The following is a 13708-nucleotide window of genomic DNA, read 5'->3' as shown; positions in this document are numbered from 1 at the left end:
TCCCCTGTTTCGCGCGGCCCGGCCGGGACCGTGCGGGTTGGTGCGGCGGCGGGGCCCGGCATGGCGGCCGGGTTCGCGGCGGGCACGGTTTTGCGTCACCCCAGCATCATGCAGAGGCGCTATTGCGGGAACCGTCGCCGTCCGCATGCGGGCATGGCCAAAACGCATGCAGGGCCCGGGGAGGGCTCTGGTATACCCGGTTCAGGTGCCCCGGCGGCACCGGGCGAAGGCGCCGGAACGACAGGGGCCGCCACGAAAGGAAAGGGGAGCACGCATGACATCTGCCATCCCGCAGACAGGACGGGACCGCCCCGGGACGCCTCCCGCACGCTGGCGAAGGACCCTCCTGGCCGCCGCCGCGGCGGCATTCGCGACCGTCCAGGCCGCGCAGGCCCAGGCGGTGGAGCTGTCCGCGGACGAGCCGATCCTGCCGGTGCCGATGGGGCTCGGTGCCGATCCGCGCAAGGCCGAGCTGGGCCGGCGGCTGTTCTCTGACACCCGGCTCTCGGGCGACAACGGCGTCGCCTGCGCCACCTGCCACGTGCTGCCGCGCGGCGGCGCCGACGGGCTGGCGGTCTCGCCCGGCCTGCCCGGCCATCCCGGCATCACCAACACGCCGACGATCTTCAACGTGGCGCTGAGCGCGCGGCTGAACTGGGACGCGCGCAACCGCACGCTGGAGCAGCAGGTGCTCAGCGTGATCGAAAGCCCCAACACGATGGGCGCGCAGTGGCCCGACGTGCTGCGGCGGCTGTCCGAGGATACCGGCATCACCGCCGCCTTCGGCGAGATCTATCCCGAGGGCATGACCCGCGACACCGTCGCCAATGCCATCGCCGAATACGAGCGCACGCTGATCACGCCGAACGCGCCCTTCGACCGCTACCTGCGCGGCGACGCCGACGCGATCAGCGCCGAGGCCAAGGCCGGCTACCGGATCTTCAAGGATTACGGCTGCGTCTCCTGCCACCAGGGCGTCAATGTCGGCGGCAACATGGTGCAGGTCTTCGGCATCTTCGGCACGCCCCTGGCCGCGCGCGCGGGCGCCGACACGCCCGGCGCCGCGCAGGAGACCGGCATTTCCGACACCCAGCCGGTCTTCCGCGTGCCCAGCCTGCGCAATGTCGCCCAGACCGACCCCTATTTCCACGACGGCTCCGCCGAGACGCTGCAGGACGCGATCTCGGTGATGGCCTTCTACCAGCTCGGCCGCGAGATCAGCGACCGCGAGAGCGCCGAAATCGAGGCCTTCCTCGGATCGCTCAGCGGCGAGTACCGCGGCGTCCCGCTCGGCGACTAGACCCATGCCCGGTCGCTTCCAGGCGGCCCCGTTCACTGACCTTGGAGACATCGGATCATGACGGAACTACTGAAGTCCAACCGAGCCTGGGCGATCTGCGTTGCCGTCATCGCGGCGCTCGCCGTCGCCATCGGCTTCGTGATCTACCAGATGCAGCCCCGGGACAGCGCGCTGCAGGAGTTCCGCGCCCGGCTCGCCGCGCTCGACGACAGGGAAGCCTCCTGGAGCCTCGACCTGCTGGCGGTGGAGCTGGGCATCGCGCCCAATTACGACGCCGTCGCCCGCGGGGTCGTCGAGCTGGAGGCCGGGCTGGACGCGCTGCAGGGGATCCAGCAGTCCGACGGCAGCCTCGCCGCGCTCGGGCCCGAGCTGGCGCGCTTCGCCGAAACCGTCGAGCGCAAGATATGGTACAGCGAGCAGATCAAGGCCAGCTACGCGATGATGCGCAACTCCGCCAGCGTGCTGCCCTCGGGCGTCTCGGCCTTCTTCGAGAACCCGCAGGTCTATTCCCAGGCGACGGGCGACGGCGAGCGGCTGGCCGACATGATGAGCCAGACGGTGATGGCGATGACCAGCTTCGTGATCTCGCCGACCGACAGCCTGGCGGCGACGGTGGCCGCGGAATTCGACGAGATGCGCCAGGCGGTGCGCGACCGCTCGCCCGGGCTGACCGAGCTGGTCGACCAGCTGGTGGCGCAGGCCGCGGTGGTGGTGCGCGAAAGGCAGCGCGGCAACGAGCTGATGCTCGCGGTCAGCGCCGTGCCCTCCGACATCGCCGTCGCCGATCTTCAGGGCGCCGTGCAGAGCCTGGAGGCCGGGCTGCAGGACGGCCGGCGGCAGCTCCTGTGGCTGGCCGCCGGGCTGGCCGCGCTTCTGGCGCTGTCGGTGATCGCGCTGATCGCCGCGCTGCGCAGCCGCTATGTCAAGCTCGACGAGGACAACCACATGCTCCAGCAGGCCAATGAAGACGTGCAGGAACAGCTCCTGCAATCCGCCAAGCTCTCGGCCATCGGCCAGATGGTCGCCGGGATCACCCACGAGATCAACACGCCGCTGGCCTATGTCCGCACGGTCTTCGAGCTGATCAAGGAGCGCGCCCTGTCCGAGGACCAGTCGGGCGCGGTGCTCGGCCGCGACACGGAGGACGAGGAGGAGGCGCAGTTCTACCGCGAGGAGCTGCAGATGCTGCTCGATGACGGGCTGCACGGCATCGACGAGATCGCCACGCTGATCCGCACGATGAAGAACTTCAGCCGCTTCGACCGCGGCCATGCCGAGCGGTTCTCGGTGGAGGACGGGCTGGAAAGCGCGCTGCTGATCGCCCGTTCGCAGCTGAAATACGTCGCCGATGTCGACCGCGACTTCGACGGCGTGCCCGAGATCATGGCCGCGCCCTCGCAGATCCGGCAGGTCTTCCTCAACCTCATCAACAACGCCGTGCAGGCGATGGCCGATAGCGGCACCCGCGGCAAGCTGACCCTGCGCACCCGGCTGACCTCCTCGGACACGATCCGGGTGGAGATCCGCGACAACGGCCCCGGCATCCCCGACGACGTGCTGCCGCGGATCTTCGATCCGTTCTTCACCACCAAGCCGGTCGGCGACGGCACCGGCATGGGCCTGTCCATCTGCTACCGGATCATCGAGAACCATGGCGGCACGATCACGGTCAACACCACGCCCGGCAGCGGCACGGTCTTCACGGTCACGCTGCCGCGCAATGCCGCGGTCCGGGACGACGAGGAGATGCCGGGCCTGCCCGTCCGGCAGCTCGCCTCCGCATGAGCGCCCGGACCGGCCGCCCCGCCGCGGCCGGTCCGGCTTTCCGCAGGCCGCCCTGTCCGGCCGGCTCCAGATCAAACCAGAACAAGGGATGCAACAGATGAGCCAGAAGCCGGTGCTGCTTTTCGTTGATGATGAAGAACGGATCGTGAAGCTCTTGAAGATCATGTTCCGCGCCGAATACGAGGTCCATACTGCGCTCAGCGGTGCCGATGCCCTGGCGATCATGGAAACCGTCGATGTCGACGTGATCGCCAGCGACCAGCGCATGCCCAACATGACCGGGATCGAGCTGCTGTCGCAGGTGCGCGAGCGCTGGCCCAGCACGGTGCGGGTGCTGCTGACCGGCTACAGCGATCTCGTCGCCATCATCGGCGCGGTCAACGAAGGCGAGGTCTTCCGCTTCCTCAACAAGCCCTGGAACCAGCAGGAGCTGCGCTCGGTCATCACCGAGGCGGTCGATGTCGCCCGCGGCCAGCGCAAGCTCGAGAGCGCGATCCCGCCGGTCTGGCAGGCCGCCGAGCCGCCCGCCGGGGACAGCTTCGACAGCCAGCCGCAATTCAGCATCGGCTCGCAGCTGCTGGCCATCGACGGCGTCGAGAGCGACCGGCAGAGCGTGCTGGAGATGTTCACCCGCGACTACAATGTCCGCGGCGCCGCCAGCATCCGCGAGGGGCTGGAGATCGTCCGCCAGGAGCAGATCGGCGTGATCGTCATCAATGCCGAGCTCGAGGGCACTGATGTCAGCGAGCTGCTGGCGCAGATCGCCGATTCCGACCCGGCGATCACAGTGGTGGCGATGACCGCCAATCCCAATAGCGACACGATCATCAAGCTGATCAACCGCGGCAAGATCTACCGCTTCGCGATCAAGCCGCTCAGCCCCAACCTGTTCCGCCTGGCAGTCAATACCGCGATGCGCGAGCATCACCGCCGCCTGGCGGATCCGCGGGTGATCCGCCGCCGGATGCAGCGCGGCGCCGAGGGCGAGGATCCCGACAACGCGATCTACGAAAGCTTCGTGCAGGGGCTGAGCCGCTTCACCAAGGTCGACTGAGCCCCCCGCCCCCGCTGACGCCCCGAGGCCGGCCTGCACCGCAGCGCCGGTCCGCTCAGTCCGCGATCCGCCCGTCCGCGGGCGGGATCGCCACCGAGGCCAGCGCCCGGGTCAGCGCCGGCGAGGGCTGCGGCGCCATCACCGGCAACGTGCAGACCGGCCCCTGGCGCGACATCAGCCCCACCGTCGTGCCGATGATCGACACGCCTTCGGGGCGGATCTCGATCCCCTGCGGCCCGGCCGGACCCTGCAGCACCAGGCGGATGCCGTCCGGGGCGACCTCGACGAAGCTGCGGCTGGGCCCGGTGCCGGCCGCCGCGCTCAGCAGGTAGCGCGCGCCGACGCTCAGCCGGTGGGTCTCGCCGACCTTGAGGTTGTAGTCGCGCTGCGCGCGCAGGAAGACCTCTTCGCTCCCCGCGCTGTCGTCGAAGCGGAATTCGCTGTAGCGCCCGGCCCCGCCCGGCAGCGACTGCGAGCGGAAGGTGGAGCGCGCCACGCCCGCAGGCAGGGTCTCGGGCGGCAGATGGTCGGCATTGTAGAGCGCGCCGGTCACCAGCGGCCAGTCGGGATTGCCGTCATGGAACTGCACCACGACCTCCTGCCCCGCCCGCGGCAGCACCAGCCCGCCGAAGCCCTTTCCCGCCCAGGGCTGCGCCACCCGCACCCAGCCCGAGGCGGGCGTGCCGCCCTCGCGGTCCCAGTGGAAGCGCAGCCGGATCCGGCCCAGCCGGTCGGTCCGGGGCGCCGCCCCGCCTGCGCCGATGACCACCGCGGTCTGCGGCCCGGCGATCCGCGGCCGCGGAGTGCGCAGCGGCGGGCGGTAGGGCGTCTCGGCCGGCAGCGCCTCGACCCGCGCGCGGTAGAGATAGCGCGGCGCCTCCGCCCCGCTCTCGCCCGCCTCGCCGGTGATCTCGAATTCCGACGCCACGGCCAGCCAGCGCTGCACCGGCTCGGTCCGCTCCGCCATCGCCGGGGCGTCATAGGGGTTCTCGGCGCGGAACACGCAGCCCGCCGAGATCTGGCGCATGCTGCCCTCGATCCCGGCGCGGTAGGCCTCGCAGGCGATCGCCTCCGCGCGGCGGCGCGCCCGGAAGGCGCCGTCCTCGCGGCTGAGGAAGCAGCCTGGAAAATCGAAGCTCTCGCGCAGCGCCGCGGTGCCCGGTTCGGTCTCGGCCGCGCTCGCGGGCGCGGCGCCCGAGCTGGCGCCGCCCGGCTGGATCCGCGCCGCGCTGCCGCGGATATCGCCCATCGCCGCCGCCGGAACCGGCTCCAGCGCGGAGAGCGCCGCGCGCGGCTTCTCGTGGTCGTAATCCGCCAGCGCCACCCGCCCGGGCGTCAGCGCCGTGCGCTCCGACCAGCGCCAGATCAGGTCGGCGGCATAGCGGAACGGGCCCAGGTTCAGATGCGTCGGCACCGCCTCGGGGCTGCAGGGGTCGTGGCCCGAGGGCCCGTCCGCCAGGATCATCCGGTGGCCGGTGGCGGAATGCTCGAAATAGTAGCTGATGCCGTCCTCCTCGAGCAGCCGCGAGACGAAATCCAGGTCGGTCTCGTTGTACTGGACGGTGGTCGGGCGCTGCGGCAGGCGCGTGCGCAGCCGGATGTCGAAGCTGCCGCCATGCTCGGCCAGGATCGTGCGGACGATCTCCAGGCTGGTCTGGCCATGGAACAGCCGGCAGGTGCGGCGCAGCCCGAGCAGCGCCAGCCAGGGCACCAGCTCCACCTCGTAGTTGAGCCGCCGCGTATCCTCGATCCCCAGGAACTCCGCCCGGGCGATGAGGCCGTTGAAATGGCGCAGGCCGCGGCCCGCCAGCGCCAGGCCGACCGTCATGCGCTCGCCCGGCAGGCGGCCGAAGCCGCGCAGCGGGTCCTTCGAGACGAATTTCACCCGGTAGCTGAAGGGCTCGCCGAGCGCCTCGCGCCCGGCGACCTGGCGCAGCGCCACCCCCTCGAGCGGGAAGGGCGCCGCGGTGATCGCTGCATGCCGGTTGCCCGGCAGCGCGCCCTGCGCCACCGGCGGCGGATCGAGCGGGCTCATGCGGCCGGTCCCTGGATGTCGCGTGCCATGGCTATGACGACGCGCCCGAGCCGGAGGAGCTGCCGCCGCTGCTGCTGCTGGTCGTGCGGTAGATCACGAACGCCGCGCTGACCGCGGCCAGCATCGCCGCGCCAACGGCGAGGTAGATCTGCCGCCGGCGCGCCGTGGCGCGGCTCTTCTTGTCGGAATCGAGCTTGGCGATGCTGTCGCGGCAGGCCGCGTAGTCCTTCATCAGCTCGGCATGGGTCACCTCGCCCTCCAGGAACAGGCCCATCCTCAGCTCGAAGCTGCGGATCGCCTCCTTCATCTGCTCGCCGACGCTCTCGCTGTCGGAGCCGCCGCCGCCGATCTGGCCGAGCAGCGTGTCGAGCTCTTTGCGGTAGTTCTCCTGCAGCAGCACCGCCGCCGCCTTGCGCTGCGCCGGCGTCACCCACTGGCGGCCGCAATGGTCGTAGACCACCTCGATGGTGAAGTCCTGGCTGCCGTCGAGCCGCACCCTGCCCGACGACATGAGCCACAGGTCGGGCTCGTACTCGGCATAGAGCGTCTGGCCGTTATAGAGGACCGGGATGCAGTAGCGCTGCACCTCGTCCTTCTCGTCTTCCTTGTCCTTGTCCGCCGCCGCGGCCGAGGAGCTGCCCGCCGCGCCCGGTGCCGGAACGGGCACCTCCGGGGCGACCTTCTCCTTGCGCGACATGATCAGCGCGGTCTGGCACCAGGGAAAGGCCTTCAGATCATGCGGCGCCATCTTGGCCAGGTCTCGCGGACGGACCGTGTCCGGCCTTGCGGGCAGCGCGATCGGCACCTTCTCGCGGTAGTCGCGCGGCGCGAGCGACACCGGCCGGTTGAGGAAGACCTGCACATCCGTCGCCTTGGCCGCCTTGGCGGCGGCCGTCTGCTGCGCCGCCGCGTCGGGGCCGGCAGCGCCAGCGGCGCGATTGGCGGCGCTGCGGCCCTGGCGGTAGTAATAGGCCTCCTGCGGGCTGCGCCCCGCCAGGATCCGCGCCGCCTCCGCCTCTTGCGGCGAGAGATGGCGCGCGCCGTCCTGCCCGTCGCCGAAAGGCGGGACCGGCTCGCCCGCGGGCGAAACGGCCTGGGTCGACGGACCGGCCACGGCCGGGCCGCTGCCGGTCTGGCGGCGCGCGCGTCCCGGCGCGTCCTGCGGGCGCGTCTCCGGGCCGCCCCGGGCCTCGCCCGACGGCGCGGCAGCCACGACCCCCTGCGCATTCGGCAGCGGCCAGCCGCCAAGATCGTCGAGCTCGATGCCCGCCGCCTCCTGGCCGGCAGGCCCGCCCGGCCGCGCCATCAATTCGTCCAGCGAGAAACGGGTCGGTCTCGCGGGGGCCTTGCCCTTTGCATCCGTCGTCATGGTCTCTCTCCTTGATCAGGTGGTGATCCGTCGGCAGTGCCGGGCGCCCTGCGGGACGCCTTGCAGAGCATGAGGTCGCGCGCCGGGGCCGGGTCCCGCCGCGGGCCGCACCAGGCGGTCAGCCCGAGCCTGCCCTGCCGCCCGAGCTGCAGCGGCGGCACCTCGGGCGCGGCGAGGACGAGGTTCAGCTCCCAGTCGAGCGCATCGCCCAGGTAGTTGCGCATCAGCGCCTCGAGCCGCCCCTGCGCGGGGGCGCCGGGCAGGAAGCGGAGATAGCTCGCCAGGTCGAGCGGCCCGAGCGACAGGCGGATCCGGTGATGGACCACCCGCGCCCGCGCGCCGAGCGCGCCGCCCTCGCCCAGCGTCGCCGTCTCGCCGCCCAGCCGGCAGCGCAGCTCGTCCGGCAGCGCCACGCGCGAGGGGATGAATTCCGCCACCTCGACCGGCACGCCGAAACAGCCCGCCGCCAGCGCCGCCAGCCCTTCGGGATGGCGTGGCCCGGCCGCCAGGAGCCCGGTGAAATGCAGCTTCGCCAGGTCGGGCATCGCGTCGCGGTCCTCGAGCGAGGCCATGCCGTAGCCCGAGAGCGCGGCGAGCTGCCGGGCGAAGCGGCCTCCGCCGTCGCTGTCGCTGGCAACCGCCGGATCGGCCTCGGCCCAGGCGCGGTAGAACAGCGTCGCCATGCGGTGCTGCAGCATGTCGGCGAAGGCGGCGAAGCTCCCGTCGCGGCTGTTCAGCCGCCGCCCATGGGCATGGTCCGTCAGGTGCAGCGGCAGCGGCCCGTTCGGCCCGAAGAGCCCGAAATGGAAGGTCTGCAGCCGCGCAGGCGCCCCTGCACCGCCCGGCACGACGCGGGCCAGGGACCGCGGCGCGAAGCCCGCGGAAGGGTCCTGGCCGATACGCAGCGCGTCCTCGGCCGGGCGGGCGGACTCGCCCAGCCGCGGATGCCCCTGCCGCGCCGCCTCGACCCGCCGCAGGAACAGGCAGAAGCCGTGGCGCTCGGGCGCGGCCGCGGCCGCGGCGAGGAGCGCGTTCAGAGCGTGGCCCTGCGTCCCGGCTGCGCCGTCCATCGCGCGACCTCCCCTTCGGTCCGGGTGCAGAGCACGGTTTCGGCAAAGCTGTTGAGCGAGGCATGCCGCGCCAGGAAGCGCGCCAGCACCGCGGCCAGCGGATAGATCCCGATCCCCTCGAAGGCGGCCTCGTCGAGGCAGAGCGCGATCTCGGTGCCGCGGGCGACGGCGGACTGCCCCGCCCCGCCCAGCCGGCGCACCACCGGCGCGCAGGAGACCGTCTCGATCCCGGCGGCCTGCCGCGCCAGGTCGGCCCGGCCGGGCCCGGCATAGAGCGACAGCAGCTCGCGCAGCGCCGCCGCGCCGCTGCCGCCCCCGGTATCGGCGATCGACAGGTAGTTCAGCGACAGGTGGCTGATCAGCTTCCAGGCGGTATCGCCCTCGGCGGCCGAGGCCAGCGGCGCGGTCGGCGGCGCCAGGCAGCGGATCGCGGCCACCGGCGCGCCGGTCTCCAGCGTGAAATCGGTCTCGCCGATCCCGGTCGGCATCAAGAGCGGCAGATCGCGGTTGGTGCAGCGGCAGGCGACCGAGAGCTGCCGCAGCTCCGGATCGTAGGGCGGGCAGGCGGGATCGGCGATCGCCAGATAGGCCTCGCTGCCGGCATGGCCCGTGCGCCCGCCCGCGCGGCGCGCCGCCTGCGACAGCACCCGCGGCGCGCGGCGCAGCGTGTAGTAGCCGCCCGCCGCCGCCTGCCCGTCCCCGGCGAGGCTGTAGAACGGGCGGAAGGCCTGGCTGCCGCCCGAGGCGGTCTCGCCCTCGACCGAGCAGACCGAATGCACTTCCAGATCCAGCGGCCGCACCCGGTCGGGGACGACATGGTAGTCGTGGCGGGCATCGTCGAGCTGGATGCGGTCGGCGCGGCGCTCGAAGAGATTGGCCGCCGGGGTGGCGAAGAGGCAGAAGCTCTCGCGCCGCAGCCCGCGCTGCAGCCGCGGGCAGGCCCGGCCGAGGGCGAAGACGATCTCCATCTCCTCGGCCTCGCAGGCGCGCACCGCGTCGCCGATCCCCGAAAGCTCGGCAAAGAGCGTGCGCTCGGGCAGCGCGAAGTACTCCTGCAGCAGCCGGTAGCCGTCGAAAGCCCGCGGCACCACCGGCAGGAGCGCCTCGGCGGGGTCGTCGAAGCAGTGGCGGAGCGCCGAGGCCGGCAGCCGCTCCTGCCAGGGGCAGGGCCGCTCCAGCGGGCGCAACAGGATGCCGGTGCAATCGGCCAGGAGCTGGCGCAGGAGCGCCCCGCCCGTGCCGCCGGCCGCCGGGAAATGCAGGTCGAGCGACCCGAGCCCCAGCGCCTGCAGCGGCAGGCCGTTGGTGGTGCCCAGCCGCAGCCGGATCGCGGCGGCGGCCGCGCGGCGTCCGGCCGGAAGTTCGAGCGCGGCGAGCCGCGCGGGCGCATCGACATATTCCGCGGCGCGGATCTCCAGCGGCCAGAGCCGGACGTCCCGCGCGGTGCGGAACTCGCAGGCGGTGATCGTCCCGGGCAGCACCGCGCTGGTGAGCCGCGCGCCGCGCGGCACCAGATGGCCGGCCTGCATCCGCCCGGCATCGGGATCGGGGCGGAAGCCGACAATCGCCATCGACGGCACCGGCGCCAGGAAATGCGGATAGACGATCTCCAGCAGGTGCTGGGTGAAATCGGGAAAGCGCGCCTGCAGCTTGGCCTGCACCCGCGCCGCCAGGAAGGCCACGCCCTCGAGCAGCCGCTCGACATTGGGATCGGCCGCGGGCGCCGCCTCCAGCCCGAGCCGTCCGGCGATCTTGGGATAGGCGGCGGCGAATTCCGCGCCCATCTCGCGCATGTAGCCCAGCTCCTCGTTGTAGAGCCGCAGGAAATCCGGGGTCATGGCCGGCCTTCCCCGCGCGCCTCTACGACGCGGATGGCCGGGCTGTCCGGGTCTATCTCGGTGCGCATCACCATCCGCACCGGCATCGGCTCGACCCGCAGCTCGGCCTCGATGCGCAGGCAGATCGCCGCCCCGGCCTCGCCGCTCTCCCAGCCGCTCACCAGGAGGCTGCCGGGCGCCAGCCGCGGCTCGAAGCGCCGCAGCGCGTCCGCGATCTCCTCCTGCAGCCGGTAGAGGTCGAGCCCCTCGCGCTCGCGGCCATAGAGCGAGGGCGCGCCGTAGTTCAGGCAGCTGGCCGCGACATGGGGACAGGCCGAGAGGTCGGCGCTGCGCTCCAGCGCGGCGGTGTTCAGCAGCCAGGAGATGTCGCGCAGGATCGCGCGCTTCAGCCCGGCCAGTCCGCCTGGCGGTCCGCCTGCGGGGCCGCCTCCCGGGCGGCCGCGCGGGTCCTCGCGCAGAAGCGGCGCGTCATCGGTCAGCCGGTCGAGCAGCGAGGGCATCGGCATGGCGTCTGCGGGGCTCCGGGTCATGGGATCACTCCGTCTGGGATGCGGGAAGGCCGCTGCGGGGATCCGCGCTCCGGATCCCCGCGCGCGGCGCGCTCAGCGGGCGCCGATGGTCTCGCTGTTGTTGTTGTCGACCTGGTTCCAGGCCGACAGGCCCGCCTGGGTCAGGTTGCCGTAGTCATCCTGCTTCTGGTACTCGATCTTGCAGACGCCGAACTTGAAGGTGATCGTCTCCTCCGGCGCCGGATCGCCATAGGTCCATTCGACCTTCTCGACCGCGAGCATGTGGAAGGTCCAGGTCAGGTAGTTGTTCAGCTTGCCGTTGCTGCTGCCGGTGGACTTGCGCAGCTTGAGCTGGACATTGTTGAAGTGGCAGACCCGGCCGCAGGCCTCGAGCAGGTGCGAGGAGGCGCTGTCGATCTGCTTCTTGATCGTGAAGGCCTCGAATTCCGCCTTGCCCGCGCCCGCGCCCATGGTCTGGGGCCCGATATTCAGCTTGTTCTCCAGGGCGAAGCCCCATTGGTCGGTCAGCATGATTGCGCCGCGGTCGTTGCCGACCTGCGCCTCGCCCCGGGGCCATACGCCCTGGACTGCGCTTGGAAAGAACAGATACGCGTCGTGTGCCATTCTCTACTCCGCCTTTCGGAATGCATGGATGTGGGTCGTCGCTGTGGCCGGGAACGGGCCGCAGCCCTACTCTCCGGCCGCCGAGGGCAGCCGGGAGACCAGCCGGAGCGACACGCTGAGCCCCTCGAGCTGGTAATGCGGGCGCAGGAAGAAGCGCGCGCGGTAGTAGCCCGGATTGTCGGGCTCGTCCTCGACCTCGACATGGCCGGCCGCCAGCGGCTTGCCGGCCTTGCCGTCCTCGCTGGCGAGGCTGGGCGAGGGATGGATGTACTGCTGGATCCAGCCGTTGAGCCATTCCTCGACCTCGTGGCGCTCGCGGAAGGAGCCGATCTTGTCGCGGACCATGCATTTGAGGTAATGCGCGAAGCGGCTGGAGGCGAAGATATAGGGCAGCCGGGCGCTCAGCTCGGCATTCGCGGTGGCGGCCGGATCCTCGTAGACGGCCGGGCGGTTCAGCGTCTGGGCGCCGATGAAGACGCCGTAGCCGGTGTTCTTGCGGTGCAGCAGCGGCATCAGCCCGGCCTTGGACAGCTCCGCCTCGCGGCGGTCGCTGACCGCGGTCTCGGTCGGGCACTTGACGTCGATGCCGCCGTCATCGGTGGGAAAGGCATGCACCGGCAGGTTCTCCACCAGCCCGCCGGATTCCACCCCGCGGATGCGCGACAGCCAGCCGTGCCGCTTGAAGGACTGGTTGATGTTCACGCCCATCGCATAGGCCGCGTTGCACCACAGGTAGCGGCTGCTGTCGCCGCCATCGACCACCTCCTCGAAATCGAAGGCATCGACCGGATTGGTCTCGGCCCCCCAGGGCATCCGGCCGAGGAAGCGCGGCAGGGTCAGCGCCAGATAGCGCGAGTCCTCGCTGTCGCGCAGCGCGTTCCAGGCGGCATGCTCGGGCGTCTGGAACAGCTTGGTCAGGTCGCGCGGATTGGCGATCTCCTGCCAGTCGTCCATGTGCATCAGCCGCGGCGCCGCCGCCGCGATGAAGGGCGCATGCGCCGCCGCCGCCACCTTCGAGACATTGGCCAGCAGCTCGACGTCGACCGGCGTGTGGTCGAAATGGAAGTCGCCGATCAGGCAGCCATAGGGCTCGCCGCCGAGCTGGCCGTACTCCTCCTCGTAGAGCTTGCGGAACAGCGGGCTCTGGTCCCAGGCCACGCCCTTGAACTTGCGCAGGACGCGCGACAGCTCCTTCTTGGTGACCGGCAGGACGCGGATCTTCATCGTCTCGTCGGACTCGGTGTTGTAGACGAGATGGTGCAGTCCGCGCCAGGCGGCCTCCAGCCGCTGGAACTCCTCGTGATGGATGATCTCGTTGATCTGCGCCGACAGCTTGGCGTCGATCGCGGCGATCATCGCCTCGATGGTCGGGATCACCTCCTCGCGGATCAGCGACTGGTCCTCCAGCGCGGCGCGCGCCAGCGTGCGCACCGCCGCGTCGACGGAACTGCGGGTCTCTTCGCTGCGCGAGCGGAACTCGCGGTGCAGCAGCAGCTCCAGCTCGCCGCGTTCGGCGGGAAGCACCGGCAGGCCGGCCATGGCAGCCTCGGGGACGGGATCGAACTGGGTCATGCGCTCTGCTCCGTTTCCGATGCGTCACCTTCCTCGCGGCCATCGGCCGGGGCGGCGGCGGGGTCCTGGGTCAGCAGCCGCAGGAGCTCGGGATCGGCCAGGAGCCCGGCCACCAGCGTCTCGGCCGCGCTCTTGCCGTCCATGTAGGTCAGCAGGTTCGCCAGCTGGCTGCGCGCCGACAGCAGACGCGACAGGCTGTCGACCTTGCGCGCCACCGCCGCGGGCGAGAAATCCTCGATGCTCTCGAAGGTCAGGTCGACCGGCAGCGTCTCCTCGCCGGTCAGCGTGTTCTTCACCTGCATCGCCACCCGCGGCTTCAGCGCCCGCATGCGGTCGTCGAAAGTGTCGATGTCGATCTCGGCCATGTCGCGCTGCGCGAGATCGGGCAGCAGGTCGTGCGAGCGCCCGGCAAGGTCGGACAGGACGCCCATCACGAAGGGCAATTCCACCTTCTGCTGCGCGCCGTAGGTTTCCACCTCATATTCGATATGCACCCGCGGCGCGCGGTTGCGGGCGATGAACTTCTGGCTGCTCTGCTTGGCCATGGGCATG

General features: G+C 71.4%; 11 protein-coding genes. 3 read left to right on the top strand and 8 right to left on the bottom strand.

Translation table 11 applies throughout. The annotated features are described in order from the left end of the window. Positions 1-274 precede the first annotated feature (274 nt). The 3 genes from FGX59_RS00970 (at position 275) to FGX59_RS00960 (ending at position 4139) form a co-directional block, all read left to right on the top strand. Positions 275-1300 carry a cytochrome-c peroxidase gene (locus FGX59_RS00970; RefSeq protein ID WP_171060460.1) on the top strand — a complete coding sequence of 342 codons (1026 nt, stop codon included), beginning with the start codon at positions 275-277 and terminating at the stop codon, positions 1298-1300. 57 nt (positions 1301-1357) lie between these two features. Beyond that, positions 1358-3085 carry an ATP-binding protein gene (locus FGX59_RS00965; RefSeq protein ID WP_138464453.1) on the top strand — a complete coding sequence of 576 codons (1728 nt, stop codon included), beginning with the start codon at positions 1358-1360 and terminating at the stop codon, positions 3083-3085. Positions 3086-3182: 97 nt separating this feature from the next. Beyond that, the gene (locus FGX59_RS00960) at positions 3183-4139 is read left to right on the top strand and encodes a response regulator (protein WP_171060459.1); all 957 of its coding nucleotides are present in this window, start codon (positions 3183-3185) and stop codon (positions 4137-4139) included. Positions 4140-4194: 55 nt separating this feature from the next. On the opposite strand, the gene FGX59_RS00955 is transcribed toward FGX59_RS00960, so the two are convergent. From FGX59_RS00955 to tssB, 8 genes are all read right to left on the bottom strand, one after another. After that, on the bottom strand, positions 4195-6174 hold the full coding sequence (locus FGX59_RS00955; protein ID WP_138464449.1) for a type VI secretion system Vgr family protein: 1980 nt from the start codon (positions 6172-6174) through the stop codon (positions 4195-4197). Between the two features lie 31 nt (positions 6175-6205). Next, a complete protein-coding gene (locus FGX59_RS00950; RefSeq protein WP_138464448.1) occupies positions 6206-7543 on the bottom strand; it encodes a hypothetical protein in 1338 nt (445 codons plus the stop codon). Continuing rightward, positions 7540-8613 carry a type VI secretion system baseplate subunit TssG gene (gene tssG, locus FGX59_RS00945; RefSeq protein WP_138464446.1) on the bottom strand — a complete coding sequence of 358 codons (1074 nt, stop codon included), beginning with the start codon at positions 8611-8613 and terminating at the stop codon, positions 7540-7542. Before tssG ends, FGX59_RS00950 begins: the two co-directional genes overlap by 4 nt. Continuing rightward, positions 8577-10451 (bottom strand): type VI secretion system baseplate subunit TssF, encoded by a 1875-nt coding sequence (tssF, locus tag FGX59_RS00940; RefSeq protein WP_138464445.1) that lies wholly within the window; start codon positions 10449-10451, stop codon positions 8577-8579. Before tssF ends, tssG begins: the two co-directional genes overlap by 37 nt. After that, positions 10448-10981: a type VI secretion system baseplate subunit TssE gene (gene tssE / locus FGX59_RS00935; RefSeq protein WP_138464443.1), complete on the bottom strand. Its 534-nt coding sequence runs from the start codon at positions 10979-10981 to the stop codon at positions 10448-10450. Before tssE ends, tssF begins: the two co-directional genes overlap by 4 nt. A gap of 72 nt (positions 10982-11053) precedes the next feature. Further along, positions 11054-11584: a type VI secretion system tube protein Hcp gene (locus FGX59_RS00930; protein ID WP_138464441.1), complete on the bottom strand. Its 531-nt coding sequence runs from the start codon at positions 11582-11584 to the stop codon at positions 11054-11056. A gap of 66 nt (positions 11585-11650) precedes the next feature. Beyond that, the gene (gene tssC / locus FGX59_RS00925) at positions 11651-13123 is read right to left on the bottom strand and encodes a type VI secretion system contractile sheath large subunit (protein ID WP_138464634.1); all 1473 of its coding nucleotides are present in this window, start codon (positions 13121-13123) and stop codon (positions 11651-11653) included. Between the two features lie 29 nt (positions 13124-13152). Continuing rightward, positions 13153-13701, bottom strand: a complete 549-nt coding sequence (gene tssB, locus FGX59_RS00920; protein ID WP_138464439.1) for a type VI secretion system contractile sheath small subunit — start codon at positions 13699-13701, stop codon at positions 13153-13155. Positions 13702-13708: the final 7 nt, after the last annotated feature.

It is taken from the genome of Poseidonocella sp. HB161398 (assembly GCF_005870025.1).
GTDB lineage: Bacteria > Pseudomonadota > Alphaproteobacteria > Rhodobacterales > Rhodobacteraceae > Mangrovicoccus.
Note: the sequence above shows the minus strand (reverse complement) of the source record. Positions and strands in the feature narration are given on the sequence as shown.